Origin of the sequence: Methylomonas defluvii (assembly GCF_033949435.1) — a bacterium.
GTDB classification, from domain to species: domain Bacteria; phylum Pseudomonadota; class Gammaproteobacteria; order Methylococcales; family Methylomonadaceae; genus Methylomonas; species Methylomonas defluvii.
The window spans coordinates 1-22691 of record NZ_JAXARY010000034.1 but is presented as its reverse complement, the minus strand read 5'-3'; the positions used below and the strand labels follow the sequence as shown (position 1 = coordinate 22691).

At 51.5% G+C, this 22691-nt stretch carries 22 protein-coding genes and 1 tRNA gene; 16 read left to right on the top strand and 7 right to left on the bottom strand.

Annotation, left to right across the window (positions count from 1 at the left end):
- The first annotated feature begins 55 nt into the window (after positions 1-55).
- Both QLH52_RS23210 and QLH52_RS23205 read left to right on the top strand, forming a co-directional pair.
- The gene (locus QLH52_RS23210; RefSeq protein ID WP_319963121.1) at positions 56-3070 is read left to right on the top strand and encodes a FimV/HubP family polar landmark protein; all 3015 of its coding nucleotides are present in this window, start codon (positions 56-58) and stop codon (positions 3068-3070) included.
- Between the two features lie 319 nt (positions 3071-3389).
- Positions 3390-4892, top strand: coding sequence for a B12-binding domain-containing radical SAM protein (locus tag QLH52_RS23205; RefSeq protein WP_319963120.1), 1503 nt, complete (start codon positions 3390-3392; stop codon positions 4890-4892).
- A gap of 46 nt (positions 4893-4938) precedes the next feature.
- On the opposite strand, the gene QLH52_RS23200 is transcribed toward QLH52_RS23205, so the two are convergent.
- The 7 genes from QLH52_RS23200 to flgA form a co-directional block, all read right to left on the bottom strand.
- Entirely contained in the window at positions 4939-5796 is an 858-nt protein-coding gene (locus QLH52_RS23200; RefSeq protein WP_319963119.1) for an SDR family oxidoreductase, read from the bottom strand.
- A 241-nt stretch (positions 5797-6037) separates the two neighbouring features.
- A complete protein-coding gene (locus tag QLH52_RS23195; RefSeq protein ID WP_319963118.1) occupies positions 6038-6544 on the bottom strand; it encodes a hypothetical protein in 507 nt (168 codons plus the stop codon).
- Between the two features lie 888 nt (positions 6545-7432).
- A tRNA-Arg gene (locus tag QLH52_RS23190) sits at positions 7433-7509 on the bottom strand.
- A 32-nt stretch (positions 7510-7541) separates the two neighbouring features.
- Positions 7542-8321 (bottom strand): flagellar brake protein, encoded by a 780-nt coding sequence (locus QLH52_RS23185; RefSeq protein WP_319963117.1) that lies wholly within the window; start codon positions 8319-8321, stop codon positions 7542-7544.
- A gap of 33 nt (positions 8322-8354) precedes the next feature.
- Complete coding sequence (locus tag QLH52_RS23180; RefSeq protein ID WP_319963116.1) at positions 8355-8849, bottom strand: flagella synthesis protein FlgN; 495 nt, start codon at positions 8847-8849, stop codon at positions 8355-8357.
- Between the two features lie 4 nt (positions 8850-8853).
- A complete protein-coding gene (gene flgM, locus QLH52_RS23175; protein WP_319963115.1) occupies positions 8854-9159 on the bottom strand; it encodes a flagellar biosynthesis anti-sigma factor FlgM in 306 nt (101 codons plus the stop codon).
- Positions 9160-9228: 69 nt separating this feature from the next.
- Entirely contained in the window at positions 9229-9918 is a 690-nt protein-coding gene (gene flgA, locus QLH52_RS23170) for a flagellar basal body P-ring formation chaperone FlgA (RefSeq protein ID WP_319963114.1), read from the bottom strand.
- A 117-nt stretch (positions 9919-10035) separates the two neighbouring features.
- Between flgA and QLH52_RS23165 the strand changes: the two genes are divergently transcribed.
- The 14 genes from QLH52_RS23165 to QLH52_RS23100 all read left to right on the top strand — a co-directional run bounded on the left by QLH52_RS23165 (position 10036) and on the right by QLH52_RS23100 (position 22483).
- A complete protein-coding gene (locus QLH52_RS23165; protein ID WP_020483236.1) occupies positions 10036-10968 on the top strand; it encodes a chemotaxis protein CheV in 933 nt (310 codons plus the stop codon).
- 38 nt (positions 10969-11006) lie between these two features.
- The gene (locus QLH52_RS23160) at positions 11007-11873 is read left to right on the top strand and encodes a CheR family methyltransferase (RefSeq protein WP_051670501.1); all 867 of its coding nucleotides are present in this window, start codon (positions 11007-11009) and stop codon (positions 11871-11873) included.
- 178 nt (positions 11874-12051) lie between these two features.
- Positions 12052-12447: a flagellar basal body rod protein FlgB gene (gene flgB, locus QLH52_RS23155; protein WP_033159267.1), complete on the top strand. Its 396-nt coding sequence runs from the start codon at positions 12052-12054 to the stop codon at positions 12445-12447.
- 2 nt (positions 12448-12449) lie between these two features.
- Entirely contained in the window at positions 12450-12866 is a 417-nt protein-coding gene (gene flgC, locus QLH52_RS23150; RefSeq protein WP_033159266.1) for a flagellar basal body rod protein FlgC, read from the top strand.
- Positions 12867-12873: 7 nt separating this feature from the next.
- The gene (locus tag QLH52_RS23145) at positions 12874-13554 is read left to right on the top strand and encodes a flagellar hook assembly protein FlgD (protein ID WP_033159265.1); all 681 of its coding nucleotides are present in this window, start codon (positions 12874-12876) and stop codon (positions 13552-13554) included.
- 13 nt (positions 13555-13567) lie between these two features.
- Positions 13568-14899, top strand: a complete 1332-nt coding sequence (flgE, locus tag QLH52_RS23140; RefSeq protein ID WP_033159264.1) for a flagellar hook protein FlgE — start codon at positions 13568-13570, stop codon at positions 14897-14899.
- A gap of 16 nt (positions 14900-14915) precedes the next feature.
- Positions 14916-15659, top strand: coding sequence for a flagellar basal-body rod protein FlgF (gene flgF / locus QLH52_RS23135; RefSeq protein WP_033159263.1), 744 nt, complete (start codon positions 14916-14918; stop codon positions 15657-15659).
- Positions 15660-15710: 51 nt separating this feature from the next.
- Positions 15711-16499 (top strand): flagellar basal-body rod protein FlgG, encoded by a 789-nt coding sequence (flgG, locus tag QLH52_RS23130; RefSeq protein ID WP_033159262.1) that lies wholly within the window; start codon positions 15711-15713, stop codon positions 16497-16499.
- Positions 16500-16514: 15 nt separating this feature from the next.
- Entirely contained in the window at positions 16515-17219 is a 705-nt protein-coding gene (gene flgH, locus QLH52_RS23125) for a flagellar basal body L-ring protein FlgH (RefSeq protein WP_051670499.1), read from the top strand.
- 22 nt (positions 17220-17241) lie between these two features.
- Positions 17242-18330, top strand: coding sequence for a flagellar basal body P-ring protein FlgI (locus QLH52_RS23120; protein ID WP_033159261.1), 1089 nt, complete (start codon positions 17242-17244; stop codon positions 18328-18330).
- Between the two features lie 45 nt (positions 18331-18375).
- Positions 18376-19422, top strand: a complete 1047-nt coding sequence (flgJ, locus tag QLH52_RS23115) for a flagellar assembly peptidoglycan hydrolase FlgJ (protein ID WP_319963113.1) — start codon at positions 18376-18378, stop codon at positions 19420-19422.
- 9 nt (positions 19423-19431) lie between these two features.
- Positions 19432-21099, top strand: a complete 1668-nt coding sequence (gene flgK / locus QLH52_RS23110; RefSeq protein WP_033159259.1) for a flagellar hook-associated protein FlgK — start codon at positions 19432-19434, stop codon at positions 21097-21099.
- A 9-nt stretch (positions 21100-21108) separates the two neighbouring features.
- Entirely contained in the window at positions 21109-22017 is a 909-nt protein-coding gene (flgL, locus tag QLH52_RS23105) for a flagellar hook-associated protein FlgL (protein WP_051670497.1), read from the top strand.
- Between the two features lie 157 nt (positions 22018-22174).
- Positions 22175-22483: a hypothetical protein gene (locus QLH52_RS23100; RefSeq protein WP_033159257.1), complete on the top strand. Its 309-nt coding sequence runs from the start codon at positions 22175-22177 to the stop codon at positions 22481-22483.
- The last annotated feature ends 208 nt before the right edge of the window (positions 22484-22691 follow it).

Sequence of the window (22691 nt, the reverse complement as noted above, 5' to 3'; positions counted from 1 at the left end):
TGTGTTTTATAGTGGGTCAGTAAGTACCGAGGTATTACAAGTGAAGGAAAGCAATGTGAGCAATTTAACTAAAGCCTTAGCGGTTGTATCGTTACTGGCACCAGTCAGTGCCCAACCCTTAGGTATCGGCGAAATTGAATTACATTCTGCCCTAAACCAAAAACTCAATGCCGAAATCAGACTCAGCGTCGCACCGGGCGAAAATCCGGCCGATGTCTCGGTAAAATTGGCCCCGCCGGAAAAATTTGACCAAGCCGGCGTAGTTTGGAATTATTTTCTGTCCAAGATCAAGCTGGAGCCGGTTGTGCAAGCAAACGGCTCCATCATCGTAAAAGTCTCCTCAAGGGAAGCGTTGACAGAGCCGTTTCTGGATTTCCTGTTGGAAGTCACTTGGCCGCAAGGCAGCATGATGCGCGAGTTCACATTGCTCATCGACCCACCGGCCGCTTATAACCAACCGGTCACGCCTGTCGTGGAAACCAGCGGTTACAGTGCCGAACCCATTGAGCCACTAGAGCGCCCGATCAAGAGAACTAGAACCGCACCAAAGCGAGCAGTGCGAGCCGCCCCTGCCGACAACATTACGCCAGAAACACCCACTAGCGGCGAATTCGGCCCTATCCAAAAATCGGATACTTTATGGAGTATCGCCACCCAAGTGGGCCAGGAAAAGAACATTCCGACCCAGAAAATGTTGACCGCTTTGTACAGAGCCAATCCGGACGCATTTAACAACGGCAATATCAATTCGCTGAAAGAAGGCGCCACCTTAAAGATTCCTGAGCCGGACGCAATTATGAATCCGGCACAAAGACAAGCGCAAAATGAGCGAAAAGCCGCCAATAAGCAGGTCAAGCCGGAAACCGCACAAGCAGAAACCACCAAGAAAGCGCTCGAATTGGTAGCACCTACCGAAGCGAAGGCCGCCGGCACGGGTTCAACAAAAACCGAACAAAATTCGGCTGCGACAGCCAATCCTGCTTTAAATAGCGCTGCTGATCAAGCCAGCGAAGGGAAAGACCTGGAATTACAAGCTCGCATCGAAAAGCTCGAGCAACAACTAGGCATGATGCAGCAATTGCTGGCCTTAAAAGATCAGCAACTAGCCACTTTACAAAACAATAAACCAGCAACGGCCGAGCCTAGCCCTCAGCCCGCGCAACCGGCACCTCAGCCACCCGTTGCCAGCCCCGAGGCCCCAGCTCCGGCAGTAATGCCGACTCCGACTCCACAGCCACCGGTTTCCGAACCTGCAGTGGTGACACCACCGGCGCCCAAGCCTATTGTTCCACCCGCACCCAAAGTTACCCCACCGCCACCTCCACCGGTTGTTGCAGAAGACGAAGGTTTATTTGGCTCGGATGCTTATTACTGGGTTGCCGGCACCTTAGGCACTGGTATTTTGGGCTTGCTGGGCTGGTTGTTATGGCGCAAACGTAAAATCGACGAACGCACCAACACCGAAAGCATGTTCGCATCGGCCAGTCAAATTCGGCTGCCCGATTCTGAGAGCAGCCTTTCCGTACCGATTATGGACATTAGCAGTACCGATGAATACGACGTCGGTACTGTAGGCGAAAGTTCGTTTATCAGCGACTTTACTCCTAGCGATTTCGATGCCTTCGACACCGATCAAAATGAAGTTGATCCGATCTCGGAAGCCGACGTATACTTGGCGTATGGCCGCTATCAACAAGCGGAAGAACTGATCCGCCATGCAATAAGCGAACAGCCTAACCGCGACGAATGCAAACTGAAATTACTGGAAATCTATTACGCCAGTGAAAACAAAGACGGCTTTGCCGGTTATGCGCAAGAACTGGCCGATGCCGGCAAACAAGCCGATAAGCCATTCTGGAAAAAAGTCACGGATATGGCTAAAGAAATCGTCCCAGATTTAGCCTTGTTTGGCGGCAGTTTTGCCGCCACCACAGCGCCCATCAGCAAAGGCGATACTAGTGTTAGCGCAGCGAGTTCCACCGTGGCCGACACGGAAATTATCGATTTGGATAAGGGCTTTGCGCAGCTCGACGACGATTTGTCGGATCTGAATATCGATAAAGATTTGGCACTCGAAGACAACGGACTGGATTTTGATTTGGGAAGTTTCGGCGGCAGCGCCAGGTCACCGCTTGAAAACAAGCAAGCCGATGCAAATATCGAAAGTATTGATTTCGATCAGCCACCTGCTTCTAAATCTGCGGCGAAGACTATCGAAACCACGGAAAGTGCCGCAGTTTCCAGCAACGATGACATAGAATCGTTCGACTTCGACTTTGCGCTAGATTCTGACTCGGAAAAAACTGAAGCGGATTCGGCTGCTTTGGCGCTTGAATCTTTGGATTTTGCCAGTTTTGCCGAAATTGCTGCGGATACTGAATCCGAAACGACTGACAACAAAGAGGAGATGGAAACAAAATCTCCTAACTCGATCGATGCTTTGGAGAGTTTCGATTTTAACTTCGATGTCGACAATGCAACTCCGGAAGCAACTGCGGATAAATCTAACGAGGATGCCGCAAAAGCCGAGATATCAACAGATATAGAATCATTCGACTTTAGTGATTTCGATGGCATAAAAAAGACCGCTTCAGACCTTACGGACGGCAGCAAAGAAGCGTTAGCGGACGCAGACAGTTTCGATTTCGACTTCGACAGCATCACCTCCAAAGCGCAAACTGACGACAGCCTAAGCATCGAACCTGAACTGAATTTAGAATCGCAGTTGAAACTGGAAACATTCGATTTTTCCGATTTTGACAATATCACCCCGAAATCAGCCCAATCTTCAGATCAGGTTTTGGAAACATCTGCGCAACCGAGCGGCGAGTTCGATTTTAACTTCGACTTTGACACGCCAATCATCAGCACTACAGACACCGACGAGTTTGAGTTGGGGGTTTCCGATTTGACCGATATGGACGAATTCGAAACCAAAATCGATTTGGCGAAAGCCTATATCGATATGGGCGACACCGAGGCGGCAAAATTGATAGCCGAGGATGTCTTGTCCAAAGGCTCAAAACAACAACAACAAGCCGCACAGGCTTTACTTGACGAACTTAAATAAGCATCGATTGCAGCAGCCGATTCGTCTAAATTGTTAGATCCCGCTTTTTGGAAAAATCGGTAGCGGCTCAGTTATTTCATAGGCCGTTTAGCACAAGCGTTTTATTCCCAAACTATCGCCGGCCTAATCAGAACTCGGCAACATCACTCACCCAACCAAGCTGCTACAGCCGGGCATTTTCAGCACAATGCCAGTTTCCACAATAGTTTGCACTAGCGCGTAGCCTGCATTTGCAGACCAGCCGAGAGCAGCTTCCAACACCAAATTGATGCTATGCTGGCGCATTACCGCAATTTAGAAGCCATCCGCCACATCAGACATGCCCCGTATCGTTATATCTACCCTCAACGCCCGATACATTCACACTGCTTTTGGCTTACGCTATCTCTACGCCAACATGGGCACGTTGCAAACAGACACGGTCTTATTAGAATTCGGCATCCAGCAGCGCCCAATCGAAATTGTCGAAAAACTACTGCAACAACAAGCGCGGATTATCGGCCTTGGCGTTTATATCTGGAATGTGGTGGAAATCAGCGCCGTGATAGCCATCCTGAAACAAGTCGCACCAGAAATTATCATCGTACTTGGCGGGCCGGAAGTCAGTCATCCGCCCGATTTACCAAGCATTGCCGAATCGGCGGACTATGTCGTCACCGGTAACGGCGAATTAAGTTTTCCGCAATTATGCCGGCAGTTGCTGTCAGGATTTAAACCAACCGAAAAAATCGTGGCTGGCGAGATGGCCGCATTGGACACCCTGGCGTCGCCATATCCACACTATACGGAAACCGACATCCGTCAACGGATTATCTACGTGGAAGCATCGCGCGGCTGTCCGTTCAAATGCGAATTTTGCCTGTCGTCGCTGGACACTACCGCCAAACCGTTCAACTTAAACGGCTTTTTGCGCGAAATGGAAATTCTATACCGGCGCGGTGCACGACACTTTAAGTTCATCGACCGCACCTTCAATCTAAAAGTAGACAACAGCGTTGCTATCCTTGAGTTTTTTTTGGCTCGCTTGAGCGAAGATCTATATTTGCACTTTGAAGTGATTCCGGACAATTTGCCTGAACGTCTGAAGCAGGCCATCAGCCAATTTCCGCCCGGTGTACTGCAATTTGAAGTGGGTGTGCAAACCTTTGATCCTGCCATCCAACATCTGATCAGCCGCAAACAGGATAACCAGAAAACCGAAGCCAATTTAAGCTGGCTCCGGCAATATTCCAACGCCCATATTCATGCCGATCTAATCGCCGGCCTGCCTGGCGACACTCTTGCAGGCTTCGGTGCCAGTTTCGATAAATTGTTTGCACTCAACCCCCAAGAAATTCAGGTCGGGATTTTAAAACGCCTGCGCGGCGCACCAATCAACCGACACAATGAAGCGTACCAGCTACGTTATGACCCGCAGCCACCCTACGCCATTCTCAGCACGCGAGATATGAGCTTTACTGACTTGCAACGTATTACGCGATTCGCCCGCTTTTGGGATTTAATCGGCAACTCCGGCCGGTTTGCCGCGAGTTTGCCGCTCATTGTCGCCGAACAACCGTTTACCCGCTTTTTACAATTTAGCGATGCGCTATACGCCTTAACGGACAGTACCTGGCAAATTGCTTTGAAACGCTTATTCGAATTCACCTACTCGGTCATGACTGACACACTATTTGTACCGCCAGCCGAAGCGATGGCAGCGTTAGACGAGGACTATCGAAGGAGCGGCGAAAAAAGTCGGCCGGCGTTCTTACAACAAGCCGCAACAGTGTTCGCGACGAAGCGCGGTGTGGCGAATAAACGGCAAACTCAACACCTATAAACTTGCTTGAGCTTGAATAACATGAAGAGGCTTAAAGGTATTGAGTTCACCCATCCGCGCCCGGCAACGGTCGCACGGTTGCATAACCGTCCCGATAGCTAGGATACAAAAAGCGGTAACCCAAGGCCTTGAGCCTGGTGTTGCGGCAGCGTTTGTTTTGCGGGGCATCCGGAGCTACTGACAACGTTGAAGGCTGAGGACAAGCAAATTGTTCGACCAACCAACTCATCACTTCCCAAAGCGGGGCCGGCTCATCGTCGGTCGCCAGATAGCAAGGCTCCAAGGCTACACCGGCGAGTTGTTTTTCCAGTAAAAATAACAACACCGCCACACAATCCTCAGAATGAATGCGGTTGGTATAACTGGGCGGTTGCTGTTGGATGCCCTCCCCTCGCTCCACTCGGCGTAATAACCAATCACGACCCGGCCCATAAATTCCGGAAAAACGCACGACGCAACTGCGGTCACTCGCAATCCACAAGCGTTTCTCCGCCGCAGCCAGCCAGCGGCTCGTGGCGCTAGCCGGTTCAGTGACACTGGTTTCATCAACCCATTCGCCACGATTCTGTTCGTAAACACTGGTTGACGACACCATCAACCAAAAAGGTGATGTTTCAGCTGCCGCAAAATGCGCTAACAAATTGCGCAAACCAACATCATACAGCGCTTGATATTCCTCAGCCTGTCGGCTATCGGGAGCTACGATAAATATCACCGCATCAAAGCTGCTTGGTAAAGTAACCAATGACGAGGCCAATCTTATATCGGCAATAAAAATGGGAAACGGGGTCGAGGTAGCCGGCGCGCTGCGCTTCAACCCGGTTACCTGATGCCCCTGCTGGTGCAAGCGCAAAGCCACCGGATAGCCAATATCTCCACAACCGATCACTAGTATTTTCGCCATAGTATTTACCCAAGATAATCTGCACACCGCCTATTATGGCCTGCCGCAACAAGATAAACGCTATAAAAACCGTGTCTCGAACGCATTCGAAAATGAGTGCACTGATTTTAGTGCGTTGCCGGATTTGCTCACAACTTTGTGTAAGCACTTATGAACAAACCGGCCTCTGTTCAATAGGCATAAAAAAACCGGGTGGAGTACTGGACTCCAACCGGCCTAAAAGCCCAATGATAGCTTGGGATTAAACGACCTGTTTACGACGACCTATATACAGAAAGCCCATCAACGCACTTGTCATAAACCATACAGAAGCGGGGAGAGGCACGCTAGTGACAGGATTTTGATTAGCGGCTGCTTTCAGATCAAATCCAAACAGAAAGCTTAAGTTGTTGGTAATCACGCCAGGTTTTACAAAGGACAACAAGAAGGTATTAGGAGCGCTCAGCTCGTAATTACCGGCTTCGCTAACCCAACCGCTTGCTGTCAACAGGCCCAATTTAAAAGGGCTAGCAGAGGCAAAGCTACCTACACCGTTAAAAGTGTACACAGGTGCATCAGCAGCCAGATCAGCGGTAGCAGCAAAGATACCGAAGGTGTCACTTGAAGTAAATGGGAATGCACTAGAACCGAAGGAGATAAAATTACTATCGCCGTCAGTAGCTTCCCAAATGATGCCTGCTGAGCTTACAGTCGAAACTGCAAACAGGCAAACAGCAAGCCAAAGTTTTAAAGATAAAAGCATTTTCATGGATTGTTCCCCATTTTCACTTACGTTAACAAACGGCTATCCTTTAGCCACCTTATACTCCGAAGCCGATATTGCATAACAACATCAGCTTTAGCAGAGTTCTGTCTGCTTACTACGAGTCTTCAACTCTCGTAAGCCGCTACTGCCGAACATTCGTTGATCGCAAGGCAATAGCTCAAAATGGTTAATCCCTGAAACAGAGATCAAGTTCAATAGATGAATTGATATATTCAAACGACTTTACTTAAACGGCGCTTTTTACAAAGGCATGGCACCCACTTGAATAACCTGGCTACATTAGGGTGCATACCCCTTCGGCTTTCTCCCTAGACTTATCCCTATACAACGGCATAAACCACTGAATGCAAGCCCCGCTACCCACCACCAATCGCTCCCAACTCTACCGTGCAATATAATGCGCCACAATCCATTGCTAAGACAGAAACGCCTTCCATCTTTATGAATAGTCGTGCATCTGTCGGACAAATCGGTTGTTCAAAACTAAAAACCGCAATTAGAAATTGGGTATGCCGAGATTCTACAGCCGGCAACTTAATCCTTTATTAACAAAATATTAAGTTTTGATTAAAGCCTTTAACGAACGATGCTTTGCTGGCTGGGCTACCACCCTGTAAGACCAACTATTGAAGTTTATCAGCGAGCCAAACTGGCATGAATCATGGCCGCTACAAGACTCATAATGAAGATAGCGGATGCGCAGAAAAATAAGCTCGCACGGGAAAACTATTTCAAAACGCCATCAGCGTTGAGCGCACATGGGAGTTGGATTTGCAAAAAACTATGCCTCATACCCAGACTTTAAACTGGCGTTTGATGCAACGATTGCGAGAGCTTTGGTCAGCCAAAAGCAGTTCGTAACGGCTGTTATGGCGTCCCGGAGACGATTCGAACGTCCGACCTGTCCCTTAGGAGGGGACCGCTCTATCCTGCTGAGCTACCGGGACCTTAGCGCGTGATTTTACCACAGGCCAAAAGACTAGGCTTTCTGTTTTCTAATCTCCACGCGCTCAAGTGAAGTGATGAAATAGGACAGCTTGGATTGGCTTTTTGCAGACAGATTTTCGAATAATCCGCCGATTTGCACTTTGGCTGATGCCGCCGATACCGGCTTTACAAAGCGTACGGACAGATCAAAATCCATAACATAATCTTCAAAGGTGATTTGGCAGTTTTTTACGGTATCGCCGCGCTGAACCCGCGCCCTATTAACGGGAACGGTAATCCCCGCTCCGCCTCTGGATAAATCGAACAGACTACCTCCGACCGAAATACCCGTGCGCTGCACAACGCCGGAAAACGGAATATCGATACTGCTAATTTCCAGACGCGGGGTGCGCCGCCGCTGAGGATAAAACACGCGATCAGGGAACGGGGCTTTGTAGTAATTGATTCCCCGTGAATGACCGACTTCGATTCCCGCCAGATTAAACGATAAATGAATACCCTTATGAAAGGTAGAGAGTTTCAGCGAGCGATTAAGCAACAGAAAATCGTTGCCGTGTTTAGGCATCAGCTCGTCGAGGATAATGACCTTCTTATCCAGTTTGACTGCCAATATTGAAGAACTAAAGTCCTCGCCCTCAACCTGAACGGTACATAGCGGCGAACTATTTTCAATTTCCCCCAGTAATTTGGCAATCTTGTCGGAATCGGTAATAAAGTTGGGGTTCTCAAAACTCAATAGCTCGTCATCGTCATCGTGAGCGGGCTCCGTCGGCAACGGTTTTGAAAATAAATGCTTGAGTTTTCGCAGCATATGAGCGACCTGTCTGGTTATTCGTCGCTCAGTCTACACCGAAATTAATGTATGCGAAAACAGCTCGTTGCGGGTGACTCCATCAGGCCCATAGGTAGCGACTAACGGCGACTTGCCTCTTAAGATTTGCAGTGATCTTTGCGTATGTCGACTCAATAACGCAATGCTGGCACCGTTTTGTTCGTTAATTGTGCGACAGGTTTGGGAGAGCCTAACGATGTGATTCCAATAATTCCAGGACTCGGAAATATTGATACCGGCGGATTTAGCTTTGACCAGATAGGCTTTCATGCCATCGTTACTCACCACCAGTTGCTCGGTGGCGAGTACCTGCCCAAGTTGCTTGGTGAATTGCTCAAGCTGGGCAACCAGATCTTTTTTGTGAGTAGCGATTGCCGATATGGCATCCGCATCGGTTTTTTGTTTCAGGTTTGCGGCTTCGGCGTTCAGCAGCTCGTGCAAACTTTGCGTTGCTTTTAAACCGTTATTTAGCAGTTTTTCGGTGATTTGATAAGTTTTCTCTATCATGACGTCATGTGCTATTGGTTAGTTGACCTTCAAATTGCAACATTTTCTCGGCAACGCGCTCGGCGTTGACTTGATAGCTGCCGTCCTGCACAGCGGCTTTTATGGCCGCCACACGGTCTTCGTTCACCACGGGGGCGGTAGCGCTTGCAGCAGTTGCCGATTTAATGTCCAGAGCGGTCGCTGTGATGTTGACTGTGTCCGTGGAGGCGCCGCTGACGGGCTTCTCTTTAGGTTCGGCCGAGTCCTTAACCGCTGGTTTTGCCGGTAGCGGTGTGCTAACAGATTTGCTGGTGATAGGGTCGATAGCCATGACGGTATTCCTAAATTAGTTTTATCTGTAGCATTTAGCGGCATCATCATAAATTCCTTTAACGCTTTATCAAAAATAAACCGATACCTGACCGGAATCCACCACGGTGGCCTGGATTACCCGTTGCGAAGACAAGTTTTTTACATTGATTTTCTGACCTTTTGCGCCATCCGCCATCGCCGTGCCAACCGCGCTAATCAGCACTCCGGCCTTGCCCGATTGAATATTCACCCGCTCGCCGCGCTTGACCAACGTCAACTCGGTAACGTGCAGCTTACTCAACACACTGCCTGCGGGAATATTACGTACCGCCTGCTTATCAACGACATCATCCAACTCAGTCAGATAACCCTGTTGCAACAAGCCAATATCGCGAGTTTCCGCAGTCAAATACTCGGCACGAATCACATCATTGCGCTGTAATGAACGATTCAGGACCAGTACGTCTTTAAACGACCTTACCGATACCATGCTGTAAATCGTCCAGCCTCTTTCGCCTTGGCATCGCACCCCCACCGTATTCCTGCCCGGCTTTATTTCGCCGGATTGGGTAAATACTTGTAATGGTTGTTCGCACTGCGGCAATTGCAAACGCGGATCAATTTGCGCTCCGCCTATTTCGTACTTGCCGCCTGGAGCAAGATTGGTGCTGATGTATTGGTTAACCGCATCCTGGATTAACGGCACCGACTGCATCGGCCCCGCTAACGCTGTTTCGCAGACCAACAGCCAAATCACTCTCAAATTTTTGATCTTCATTGCAGTCGCCATTTTTTTGACTTTTGCAAGAATACAGCACGAAACATACCAGTAATTTTATAAAGTAAAAAAAAGCAAAGTGTCTATAATTGCAAGCAGTATATTTCAGGGGGTTTTATGGCCGGAGTCTTAGACGGAGTCGATCAGCGCACCAAACTAGCGGGGCACAACAGATTCGAACTCTTGTTGTTTAAACTTGTTAGTAAACAACGCTTTGGGATTAATGTTTTCAAAGTTCAGGAAGTGATTCAATGCCCGCCCTTAACGCAAATTCCCAATTCACATTCGGTGATTTGCGGCGTGGCCCACCTGCGCGGTAAAACCATTCCCGTACTCGATTTGTCGATGGCTATCGGCATGAGACCCTTGGTCCGCGACGCCGGCTGCTACGTCATCGTCACCGAATACAACCGTTCCATTCAAGGCTTTCTGGTCGGCTCGGTAGACCGGATCATTAATATCGGTTGGGAACAAGTAAAAGCCCCACCTACCGGCACCGGCAAAGAAAGCTATCTAACTGCAGTGACTGAAATCGACGGTGAGCTGATAGAGGTGATTGACGTCGAAAAAGTGATGAAAGAAGTCATCGGCGGCCGCGAAGAAGCTTCTGCAGAAATCATCGACATGGAAGTAACCAGCAAAAACGATCATATCTTGGTAGTGGACGATTCATCGGTGGCCAGGAACCAGGTTAAACGGGTCTGCCAGCAAATCGGCATCGAATGTACGCTGCTAAAAGACGGCCAAGAAGCCTGGGATCATTTAAACGCGCTGGTGGCCGACGGCATCGATATTCAGGACAAATACTCGATGATCATCTCCGATGTAGAAATGCCGCGCATGGACGGCTATACCCTAGCTACCAAAATCAAGGCCGACCCCAACATGAAAAAAATCTATTTGATTTTGCATACTTCATTAAGCGGCGTGTTTAACACATCAATGGTCCAAAAAGTCGGCGCTAACGAATTTCTGGCCAAATTTGACCCAGACTCGTTGATGAATTCCATTCAGCATCAGCTCAAACTTTATCATGCAGCCCATTCCTGACCGATACTCGAGACGCCGTCCAGCCGCAAAGCTTAGACATGTTGAACCAGGCTGAACCGGGTAGTCCGGCGGGTAAAATTATCGACATTTCCGCCGCGGAGTACCAAACCATACAACAATTCCTCAGCCAGAGCTGCGGCATCGAGTTGGGTGACAGCAAACAATACCTGGTAAAAAGCCGATTATTGCCCTTGATGGGCAAATTTGAATTCACAAGTTTCGCTGAACTAGCCAACAGCCTGCAATCCGCGTCATTTTCCGCGCAAAAAATCAAAAGCGCCGTCATCGACGCGATGACCACCAATGAAACGTTCTGGTTTCGCGACGAACGGCAATTCGTCGAACTCAAAGACAAGGTCTTACCCGGCTTGTTAAACAGCAAAAACGGCAACGTAAGAGTTTGGTCCGCCGCCTGCTCATCCGGCCAAGAACCCTACTCGATAGGCATCTGCGCCCTGGAAGCCATCAGAGCCTCCAGCAAATCCCGCTCCGTGCAAATTATCGGCACGGACATCTCGGAAGCTATCCTCGAAGAAGCCAAGCGAGCGGTTTATTCGGAAGCCGCACTATCTCGCGGCCTGGATAGCGCGGCAAAAGCCCGGTATTTCCACAAAAATTACGACGGCTACTTACTTAGCCCGGAAGTCAGCCAACTCGTGCGTTTTCAACAATTCAACCTGCTCAAATCGTTCACTGCCTTGGGCCGTTTTGACCTGATCTTCTGTCGCAACGTCCTGATCTATTTCTCCGATCAAGTTAAACGCGACATCCTCTCCCGCATGGCTGACAGCCTGGAACCCGGCGGCTATCTGTTCCTCAGCAGTACCGAAGCGATGCCGACAGGCTTAAACAGCTTTGAATTGGTTCGTTCCGGCTTAACCAGCTACTTCAAAAAAATCGGTTAAGTCGCTCGTCAGTTTATTGACGACTTAACACAGCGGCAGCATTTTGCCGCCCCGCCCGAAGCACTGTTTTTTGACACTCTCGCCATCCCTAAAATCCGCTACACAAATGAAATAACAGCACATTTATTTTATGGCACATATACTGCTTTAAAGTTTAAAAAACCCAAAGGTGGCAATTATGGCTATTAATTTCGACAGTGCCTTAGGCATTCATCCGCAAGCATTAGCGTTGCGCGAAAAGCGCAGCGAAATTCTGGCATCAAACCTGGCCAACGCCGACACGCCCGATTACAAAGCCCGCGATCTGGACTTCAAGTCGGTGTTTCAACAAACCCTGGCCGGGGCAGGATCAGAGCTGAAACGCAGCCAGCAAGGCCATCTGTCTAGCCAGAATAATGTACTCGGCGCAGACCTGCTGTACCGCAATCCGCAACAAGCCTCGCTGGACGGCAATACCGTCGAATCGCACATCGAACAAGCCAAATACGCAGAAAACGCCGTGCAGTACGAAGCCAGCTTACGGTTTATCAACAACAAGTTTTCCGGCCTGATGTCGGCCATTAAAGGAGAATAACCATGTCTGCATTTCGCATCTTCGATGTCGCCGGCAGCGGTATGAACGCGCAAAACCTGAGACTCAATCTGGTCGCCAGCAATATTTCCAACGCCAACAGCGTCAGCAGCAGCATCGACCAGGTCTACAAATCCCGTCAACCGGTGTTTGCCGCCGAACTGAAAAATGCAATGGACAAGAACAGCACCGCCAGCGGCGTCAACGTGCTGGGCGTCGTCGAAAACCAAGCGCCGCCGGTGATGGAATATGCCCCCAATCATCCGTTGGCGGACGCGACCGGCTACATCTATAAATCCAACGTCAACACCGTGGAAGAAATGGCCAATATGATGTCCGCTTCCCGCTCCTACGAAAACAATGTAGAGGTGTTGAATACGGCTAAAAACCTGATTTTGCAAACCCTGAAAATGGGACAGTGAGGCATTTATGACCAGCGCAATAGACACCTTTAAAAGTCTCGGCTTGGCCACTACCAGCTCCGACACATCAAGCGGCGTAAAAAAACAAAGCTTGGGGCAAGACCAGTTTCTGAAACTGCTGACCACGCAAATGACGCATCAAGACCCGATGAAGCCCATGGACAACGGCGAATTTCTTGGCCAGATGGCGCAATTCAGCACCGTATCGGGTATTCAAGATCTACAGGCTTCGTTCAAAGAGTTTGCCAGCTCGCTCAGCTCAGACCAAGCCCTGCAAGCAGCCGGCTTGGTTGGCCGCCATGTTTCGGCACCCTCCAAGGAAGCTTTGCTGGGTGCCGGCGGCAGCGTCTCGGGCGATTTCGAAATGCCCAGCAGTTCGCCGAATGTCAGCGTGAAAATCATAGACCCGCAAACCGGCGCCATCATCAGAGAAATCGATATGGGCGCACAGTCGGCGGGCACTACCACCTTCGAATGGGACGGCAAAGACAGCAATAAACAATTTGCCGACCCCGGCGTCTACAAAATTCAAGCGGAAGCCAAAATTGACGGCGTCAATACGGTATTAGCCACCAATATTAAATCGCTAGTGAAAAGCGTGACGATGGGCAGCGGCAGCAACGGCCTGCAAGTCAATCTGGACGGCGTCGGCACCGTAAAATTCAGTCAAATTAAACAAATCTTGTGAAGGAGAAGGCATCATGGCTTTTACAACAGCATTAAGCGGCTTAAACGCCGCATCCAACAATCTGGCGGTGACCGGCAACAACATTGCCAACGCCAACACCGTAGGCTTTAAAAAGTCGCGGTCGGAATTTGCCGACGTTTACGCCTCCAGTCTGGGGGGAGTCAGCAACACCACGGCCGGCGCCGGCGTCAGAGTTGCCAACGTCGCCCAACAATTCAACCAAGGCAGCTTGTCGTTCACCGACAACAACCTGGATTTGGCGATCAGCGGCGAAGGCTTCTTTACCATGGCCAAAAGCCCAACAGAAACCAATGACATCACTTATACCCGGTCCGGCGAATTCAAACTGGACAAGGACGGCTATCTAGTTAACAACCAAGGCAAATCACTGATGGTTTATAAACCCAACGGCACTGCAGTCTCCGACGGCTTCAGCACCGGGGTGACGCAACCGGTGCAGATCAATACCCTCACCGGCTTACCCAGCGCCACCGACACTGTCTCTCTGGCGGTAAATCTCAACGCCAACGAAACAGTTCCCAGCGTAACTCCGTTCGACCCAACCAACAATAACTCCTACAACTCGCAAACCTCGGTGACTGTTTACGATTCGCTGGGTTCGCCGCATATTCTCTCCACCTATTATGTAAAAGGCGCCTCGACAGCCTCCACTACGAATTGGAGTGTGTATCATTTTATGGCCGAGCCAGCCACCCCAAACGCCCGAACCTCCATCAATGCCGGCACCTATGGCACGGCGGTCGCCGCCCCGGCCACGACCACCACTTTGCCGACGCCGGCCGTGATGACTTTTGATTCCTCCGGCAAATTACAATCCCCGGTGTCCGGACGCTTCGCCTTGAGTGATTACACCATACTGCCGGCGACCGGCGCGGCCCCTGTGAAGGTAGGCACCATGGACTTCTTCGGTTCCACCCAGGTTCAGGAAAAGTTCAGCGTGAATACGATGACGCAAAACGGCTTACCGGCCGGACGCTTGACGGGCATTGATATTGACGATGAAGGGGTGATATTTGCCCGCTTCAGTAACGGCGGCTCACAGACCATGGGTAAAGTGGCATTGACCCGCTTCGCCAATACCAACGGCTTGGCCAAAATCGGCGACACCGCTTGGGGACAAAGCGCCAACTCCGGGGAACCGATTCCCGGTGAGGCCGGCGCGAATAACTTCGGCTTGATTCAGGCCGGCGCGTTGGAAAGCTCGAATGTCGAGCTATCCGCGCAACTGGTCAACCTGATCGTAGCCCAACAGCATTACCAGGCCAATGCGCAAACCATCACCACTGAAAACAGCATTATGCAAACCATACTGCAGATTCGGTAATTAATGGGGAATAACCATGGACCGTAGCCTATACATTGCGATGAACGGCGCCAAGCAGACCTTGCTGGCGCAAGGCGCCAACGCCAATAATCTGGCCAACGCCCAAACCACCGGCTTCAAGGCCGATTTCGAGCAATTTCGCGCGATGCCGGCTTTCGGTCCCGGTTATCCATCAAGGGTCTATTCGATGACCGAACGCCCGGGCACCAACATGGCCAGCGGCAGTATCCACACCACCGGCCGCGACCTGGATGTCGCCATCAACGGCCAAGGCTGGATCGCGGTGCGTAATGCCGAGGGCCAGGAGGCCTATACCCGCGCCGGTGATCTGCGCCTCACCCCGGAAGGCTTACTGCAAAACGGCGCAGGACTCTCGGTGCTTGGCGAAGGCGGCGAAGCGATCACGGTTCCGCCCGCCCAAAAACTGGAAATCGGTACCGACGGCACCATCTCCATCGTCCCGCAAGGCGTCAATGCCACCAATAGCGTGATTGTTGAACGGATCAAGCTGGTGAATCCCGATCCGGCCAATCTGGAAAAACGCGAAGATGGCTTGATGCACGCCAAGCAAGCCGGCGCCATACCGGCCGACGCCACTGTCACGCTGATTCAAGGCTCTCTGGAATCCAGTAACGTCAATGCTTTGGCGGCGATGGTGGAAATGATAGAGCTGTCTCGAAACTTCGAATTGCAATCCAAGGTCATGAAAAACATCGATGACACATCAGGCGCCAGCGCCAAGCTGATGCAAGTGGCATAGTTTCTGCTTTACTCCTGATAAGACAAAAAATTGTCAGATTAGGAGATTGTCATGACAGAACGAGCATTATGGGTCGCAAAATCCGGTTTGGATGCCCAACAAACCCGCATGGCGGTTATTTCCAATAACCTGGCCAACGTCAACACCACCGGCTTCAAGAAAGCCAGACCGATTTTCGCCGACTTGATGTATCAAAACGTCCGTCAAGCCGGCGCACAGTCCACCCAGAACACCCAATTACCCACCGGCTTACAGCTAGGCACCGGGGTGCGCACGGTAGCGACCGAAAAACTGCACACCCAAGGCAATATTCTACAAACCGGCAACTCGCTGGATATAGCGGTCAGCGGACGCGGGTTTATGCAGATTTTAATGCCCAACGGCGACATCAACTACACCCGTGACGGCTCGTTCAAAATGGATTCCACCGGCCAAGTGGTCACCTCCAACGGCATGCCGCTGGAACCGGCCATCACCATTCCTCAAGACGCGCTGAGCGTCACCATCGGCCAGGACGGCACGGTATCGGTAACCCAACCCGGCGCGGCGGCAGCCAATCAGGTGGGACAGATTCAGATCGCCGACTTCATCAACACCGCCGGCTTGGAGCCGATTGGCGACAACCTGTTCCGGGAAACTGTCGCCAGCGGTGCGCCGATTATCGGAGCGCCCGGCGAAAACGAACTTGGCACCATGATTCAAGGTTCCTTGGAAACCTCAAACGTCAACGTCGTGGAAGAGCTGGTCAACATGATAGAAACCCAGCGTGCTTATGAGATGAACTCCAAAGCCATTTCCACCACCGACCAGATGTTGTCCTTTGTCACGCAACAACTTTAATTCAGGACAAAGCTCATGAATACATTCATCACACGGCAAGCAGGCGGCAAAATTTTGCTGGTAGCGGCAATCGCCTTGCTGGCAGGCTGCGATACCTTGCCAAAACGCGACCCCGACTTCGCCCCGGTACAACCCGCCGATTTGCGGCCGCCCCAACAAAGCAACGGCGCGATTTACCAGGCCGGCTACGACATGCGCTTATTCGAAGATCATGCCGCGCGCCGGGTCGGCGATATTTTGACGGTAACCTTCGACGAAAACACCAACGCCACCAAGCAAGCCAATTCCAAGGCCAGTAAAAACTCTGACATCAATATCAAAGGCTCCGCCCCAACTCTATTCGGCGTCGCCAGCGAGGCTTTGCTTGGACATGACCTGGCCTCATCGCTCGAATACAGTACCGACCGCAGCAGCGAAGGCAAAGGCGACTCCCGGCAAAGTAACCGGTTGACCGGCAGCATGAGCGTGACCGTGGTCGACGTGTTGCCCAACGGCAATCTGCGCGTGCGCGGCGAAAAACGTGTGACGCTGAACGACGGCAGCGAATATATCCGCCTGTCCGGCATCGTAAGGCCTATCGACATCAACGTCGCCAACACCCTGGCCTCCAGCAAAGTGGCCGACGCCACAATTATGTACACCGGCGACGGCGCCTTGGCCGACAGCAGCAAGCCCGGCTGGATCTCGCGAATTCTTTCCAGCCCCTTGTTTCCTTTCTAGCCGAGGCTGACGGAGAAATCTGATGAACAAAATACTCTTTTCATTCGCCTTACTGCTCTTGGCAAATACCGCGCAAGCGGAACGTATCAAAGACATCGCCGCCATCGCCGGCGTGCGCACCAACCAATTGGTGGGCTATGGCCTGGTGACGGGGCTGGATAAAACCGGCGACAAAACCAAATTTACCGGCCAAAGCCTGCGCAGCATGATGGGCAAACTGGGCCTGACCTTGCCGCCCGATACCGATCCCAAAGCCAAAAACGTCGCATTGGTCAGTATTCACGCCGACCTGCCCGCTTTCGCCAAACCCGGTCAAAAAATTGACGTCACGGTGTCCTCGATAGGCGATGCCAAAAGTTTGCGCGGCGGCTCGCTGTTGATGAGTCCTTTACGCGGTGCCGACGGCAATGTGTATGCGGTGGCACAAGGGAATTTAGTGGTAGGCGGCCTTAGTGCCGGCGGCCAGGACGGCTCAAAAATTACCGTCAACAATCCACTGGTCGGCCGGGTACCCAACGGCGCCACGGTGGAACGCATCGTGCCCAGTTCATTCGATCAAAGCGCGGACCTGGTGTTTAACTTGAATTCCGCGGATTTCACCACCGCGCAGCGCATGGCGGACTCGATCAACAAGGCTTTAGGCGCCGACACCGCGCAAGCCGTCGACGCCACTTCGGTCAGCGTCAGAGCGCCGGTTAATCCCAATCAACGGGTCGGTTTTGCCTCAGTTATCGAAAACCTGGAATTGGCTCCCGACGACGCACCGGCCAAAGTGATCGTCAACTCGCGCACCGGCACCGTGATTATCAACAGCAAGGTCAGAGTACAACCGGCCGCGGTGTCTCATGGCAGCCTGACGGTGACGATCAGCGAAAACCAACAAGTCAGCCAGCCCAACCCCTTATCCGGCGGCAGTACCGTAGTCACACCGCAATCCAATGTCTCGGTTAAAGAAGATAAAAACCACATGTTTGTCTTCAACCCCGGCGTATCGCTGGACGAGATCGTCCAAGCGGTAAATGGCGTCGGCGCCGGCCCCAGCGACTTGGTGGCGATTTTGGAAGCATTGAAATCCGCCGGCGCGCTCAGAGCCGAGTTGATTGTGATTTAAACAACGTTACACAGCCGCCAATTGCATGATTCTTTGGAGATTCCCATGTTAAACGTAGACAGCGCTTCGGTTTATACCGACTTCAACGGCCTGGCGAAACTTAAACAAGGCGCCCGCGAGCAATCGCCCGAGGCGATCAAGGAAGTCGCCAAACAATTCGAGTCGGTGTTTTTAGGCATGATCATGAAAAACATGCGTCAGGCTAAATTGTCCGAAGGCATTTTGGATAGCCAACAAACCCAGTTTTATCAAGACATGTACGACCAGCAAATGTCCGTGCACCTGGCCGGCAAACCCGGCATCGGTTTTGCGGATTTGATTGCCCAACAACTGTCGCCCAAACAAAACAAAGACGAAGAACAAGACAAACAACTGTCCACTGGCGATTTCTTGAATCGCGCGGCCGGCACCGGCGCCAGCAATAAGCCCGACCATCATCAGTCGTTGCGAGCCGGCGAGGAAAGCGAAGAATCCCTGCCGCTGGATGCCTCCGGCTTAAGCAGCATGGAACGCAGTTTGGCCCGTTTGGAACGTAGTCAAAATGCGCTAGCCGACCAATGGCAAACCCTGGACGACAAAGTCAGCAGCGAAAATGATCGGCCGCTAACCTCCAGAGACGAGTTCGTTAACCAATTGCGTCCGCATGCCGAACAAGCCGCGCGCAGCCTGGGAGTAGATCCCAATGTCTTGCTGGCTCAAGCGGCATTAGAAACCGGCTGGGGCCAAGGCATGGTGAAAAATCCCCAGGGCGATAACAGCTTTAACTTGTTCAATATCAAGGCCGACAGGTCCTGGCAAGGCAAACAAGCCAAAACCATGACGCTGGAATATGCCGGGGGTGTCGCCAAAAAAGAAATGGCCGGCTTCCGGGCTTACGATTCCTATAAAGAGAGCTTCGACGATTACGTGAACTTTATCAAAACCAATCCGCGTTACAGCGAAGCTTTGAAAAAAGCCGGCAACGCCGGACACTATTTACACGAGCTGCAACAAGCCGGTTATGCCACCGATCCGCGGTATGCCGAAAAAGTCATGACGATCTACCACAGCCAAACCGCGGCCCAGGTAGCAGCTCTAAAAAGCGCGGGATAGGAGGCGACCATGGCCATTGGCATTCTCGGAAACGCATTGTCGGGGCTGACGGCGTTCCAGCGCTCGCTGGAAACCACCAGCAACAACATCAGCAACGCCAACACCGAAGGCTACAGCCGGCAGCGCGTCGAACTGGCCACCCGCCCCGAGCAATTCACCGGCAACGGCTATATGGGCAACGGCGTCGAGGTTGCTAATATCACCCGCAGCTACGACCAGTTCATCAGCAATCAGGTCCGCTCCAGCACCGCGACGTTTCACGATATAGACAGTTTTTACACCTTGTCCTCGCAAATCGACAATATCACCGCCGACGAAACCACTGGTCTGGCACCGGCCATGAAAAGCTTTTTCGATGCGATCGACAGCGTTGCCAACGATCCCAGCTCGGTGGCCGCCCGCCAGGTGATGTTGACCGAAGCCGAATCGCTGACCCAGCAATTCAACACCATGAGCGCCCGCTTCGGCGATTTGCGTAAGCGCGTCAACGATAACATCACCAGCTCGGTGCAAGAGCTAAACGGCTTTGCCAAAACCCTGGCCGAATTGAATGTGAAAATCGTGTCGGACATCGGCCGCTCGTCCGGCAAGCAAATGCCCAACGAGTTGATGGATCAGCGCGATCTATTGCTGACTAAAATTGCCGAAAAAGCCGATGTTTCCTATGTCGCCCAAGCCGACGGCTCTTACAACGTGTTTATCGGCAAGGGCCAACCACTGGTGTTGGGCAGTGCGGCTTCGACGCTGTCCGTGGTCGGCGACAGTAACGACGTCAATCAAAAGCTGATCATGCTGAATGGCCAGGATATTTCAAAACAGTTATCCGGCGGCGAAATCTCCGGCAATTTGCGCTTTAGAGATCAAGTACTGGACCCTGCGCAACAACAGCTGGGTTTGCTGGCAACCGGTTTGGCTACGGAATTTAACAATATTCATAAAGCCGGCTACGACATCAACGGCAACACCAATGTGGCGTTTTTTGATTTGAATTCGCCTACTCCACAAGTGAAAGCCACCGTCAGCGACAGCACCTTGGTGGTTTCTAGCGCATTTGTTGCCCCAACATCAGCATCCGGCTTGGGCGCCGCTTACCGGCTTGATGTGACCGCAACGGTGCCGGCGGCCACTTTCAGCCTGACCAATTTAAGCGACAATACCACTACCACAGGCTTAAGCGCCGCTACTCTGGCGACCACCGCCGCCACTAACGGTTTTAGTATTAGTTTTAGCGGCGGCTCGTTGACCAGCGGCGATTCCTTCCAGATCAGCCCCAACTTTAATGCCGCCGCCAAAATCAAAGTGAACGCGGCCATCACCAATCCCAGACAAATTGCTGCCGCCAGCGCCACCGGCCTGCCCGGCGACAACAGCAATGCGCTGAAATTGGCTAACCTGGAAACCCAAGCAAAAATGTTCGGCGGTAAAGCCAGCTTTACCCAAGTGTATGGGCAAATGATCTCGGATGTGGGTTCGCAAACGCATGCCGCCTCGGTGGGTCGCACCGCGCAGGAAACCCTGCTAAAGCAAGCCACCAGCGCCAAGGAAAACGTATCCGGCGTCAACTTGGATGAAGAAGCGGCCAATCTCATCAATTTTCAAAATTCGTATCAGGCAGCAGCCAAAGCCGTGTCGGTGGCTAACTCACTGTTCGACACGCTGATCGGGGCATTTCGCTAGGAGATTATTATGCGCATTTCAACTTCATGGAATCATCAGCTCGGCCTTAACGCGATGTTGGATCAACAATCCAAACTCAGCGAGACTCAGCTAAAACTATCGTCCGGCAAGAAATACCTCAGCCCCGCGGAAAATGCGGTCGCCGCCACCAGTATGATCGACCTGAATCACAACATTAAGGAAAATGAGCAATACCAAGTCAACATCGGCGCGGCGCGGCAAAGGCTCGACCTGGAAGAATCCGGCCTGGATAATGCCGGCAGCGTGTTGCATAGAATCAGGGAATTGACCGTACAAGGTTTGAACGACAGTAACACCGCCACCAACCGCAAACAAATCGCGATGGAAATCGATGAGTTGAACAAGCAATTACTAAGCATCGCCAACACCAAAAATGCCAACGGCGAGTATATTTATTCCGGATACAAAACCGATCAGGCCGCATTTACCGACACCCCGGCTTACGCCTATCAGGGTGACGCCAACCAACGTAGTATCGCGATAGGCCCCACCCGGCAAGTGACCGACGGCGACCCCGGCGAGTCGGTGTTCGGCAGTATTCAAGTCGCGCCGCTGACAGCAGGCAGCATCAGCAACGTGTTTCAAGCAGTCGCGCAAATATCCGCCGATTTAAAAGCCAACACGCCCAATAAGAACTCGCTGAACGACATCGATACCGCTCTGGTGCGCTTCGATACGATACGCGCCTCGGCCGGCGCCCGTTTAAACGCCTTGGACGATCAGGAAAATTTAAACGCCGACTACATTCTGGACAACAAATCCACCGCCTCGGACATCGGCGACCTGGATTACGCCGAAGCTTTGAGCAAATTCAATCTGCAACAAATATCACTGCAAGCCGCGCAGCAAGCCTTTACCAAGGTACAAAATCTGTCGTTGTTTAATTACATTTCGTAATTTTTCTAGCACCGGGATTATCCATCCCGGTGGGCACCTGTATGGTCTGCATTGCCTTCCGATGTTAAGATTCTTGGGGCTGAGCAAAATCAAGCAGCAAGACGATTTAGGTCAATTAAGTTGATTTAGTGACGGAAGGCATGAAATGGCAAAAACCATGAGTTGGCACCGCATCACCCTCTCCCGCCAGGAATACGAATCCGGTGAAATCTACGTGCTGTTAGGCGCTTTCCGAGCCGCCTACGTGGCGCGAAACGGCCCCGAGGGCATGGCGATGTTCGGCGGCTGGTCCGACGACGAAACGGCCTTCCTGGTTTACACCACGCCCAGATCGGTACGCCACATCACCCCAATCCTGGACGCCTACTCGGCCAAACAAAGCAAAATACCCGATCCGTCCGGCCTGTCGTTGATATACGGCGACGAGTCCGGCTTCTCTTCCTTCGAGATGGGTTTTGAAGCCTGATGTAGCTTCGGATATTTGTGAATTGTCTTTAAACCTATCGCAAACCCGATTTTCCGGTAGGTGTTCTGGAGTGGGTTGATGGGCAAATTTCGGCCAACTTCTGCCGTTCGAGGTGTCTTTGTCAATGGCTGGTATAGATCATAAATTGTTCACTAATGGCAAACAGTTGATACCAGTTCTTCGACACGTTTCGAAAAGTCCTGTGAGT

Bases quoted from the DNA above. Each gene is read 5' to 3' on its own strand.
- QLH52_RS23165 (WP_020483236.1), top strand. From the start codon at position 10,036: ATGGCCGGAGTCTTAGACGGAGTCGATCAGCGCACCAAACTAGCGGGG.
- QLH52_RS23100 (WP_033159257.1), top strand. From the start codon at position 22,175: ATGAGTTGGCACCGCATCACCCTCTCCCGCCAGGAATACGAATCCGGT.
- QLH52_RS23185 (WP_319963117.1), bottom strand. From the start codon at position 8,321: ATGCTGCGAAAACTCAAGCATTTATTTTCAAAACCGTTGCCGACGGAG.
- QLH52_RS23120 (WP_033159261.1), top strand. From the start codon at position 17,242: ATGAACAAAATACTCTTTTCATTCGCCTTACTGCTCTTGGCAAATACC.
- flgJ (WP_319963113.1), top strand. From the start codon at position 18,376: ATGTTAAACGTAGACAGCGCTTCGGTTTATACCGACTTCAACGGCCTG.
- flgA (WP_319963114.1), bottom strand. From the start codon at position 9,918: ATGAAGATCAAAAATTTGAGAGTGATTTGGCTGTTGGTCTGCGAAACA.
- flgG (WP_033159262.1), top strand. From the start codon at position 15,711: ATGACAGAACGAGCATTATGGGTCGCAAAATCCGGTTTGGATGCCCAA.
- QLH52_RS23145 (WP_033159265.1), top strand. From the start codon at position 12,874: ATGACCAGCGCAATAGACACCTTTAAAAGTCTCGGCTTGGCCACTACC.
- QLH52_RS23200 (WP_319963119.1), bottom strand. From the start codon at position 5,796: ATGGCGAAAATACTAGTGATCGGTTGTGGAGATATTGGCTATCCGGTG.
- flgE (WP_033159264.1), top strand. From the start codon at position 13,568: ATGGCTTTTACAACAGCATTAAGCGGCTTAAACGCCGCATCCAACAAT.
- QLH52_RS23195 (WP_319963118.1), bottom strand. From the start codon at position 6,544: ATGAAAATGCTTTTATCTTTAAAACTTTGGCTTGCTGTTTGCCTGTTT.
- flgH (WP_051670499.1), top strand. From the start codon at position 16,515: ATGAATACATTCATCACACGGCAAGCAGGCGGCAAAATTTTGCTGGTA.
- QLH52_RS23160 (WP_051670501.1), top strand. From the start codon at position 11,007: ATGTTGAACCAGGCTGAACCGGGTAGTCCGGCGGGTAAAATTATCGAC.
- flgK (WP_033159259.1), top strand. From the start codon at position 19,432: ATGGCCATTGGCATTCTCGGAAACGCATTGTCGGGGCTGACGGCGTTC.
- flgF (WP_033159263.1), top strand. From the start codon at position 14,916: ATGGACCGTAGCCTATACATTGCGATGAACGGCGCCAAGCAGACCTTG.
- flgM (WP_319963115.1), bottom strand. From the start codon at position 9,159: ATGGCTATCGACCCTATCACCAGCAAATCTGTTAGCACACCGCTACCG.
- QLH52_RS23205 (WP_319963120.1), top strand. From the start codon at position 3,390: ATGCCCCGTATCGTTATATCTACCCTCAACGCCCGATACATTCACACT.
- QLH52_RS23180 (WP_319963116.1), bottom strand. From the start codon at position 8,849: ATGATAGAGAAAACTTATCAAATCACCGAAAAACTGCTAAATAACGGT.
- flgC (WP_033159266.1), top strand. From the start codon at position 12,450: ATGTCTGCATTTCGCATCTTCGATGTCGCCGGCAGCGGTATGAACGCG.
- flgL (WP_051670497.1), top strand. From the start codon at position 21,109: ATGCGCATTTCAACTTCATGGAATCATCAGCTCGGCCTTAACGCGATG.
- flgB (WP_033159267.1), top strand. From the start codon at position 12,052: ATGGCTATTAATTTCGACAGTGCCTTAGGCATTCATCCGCAAGCATTA.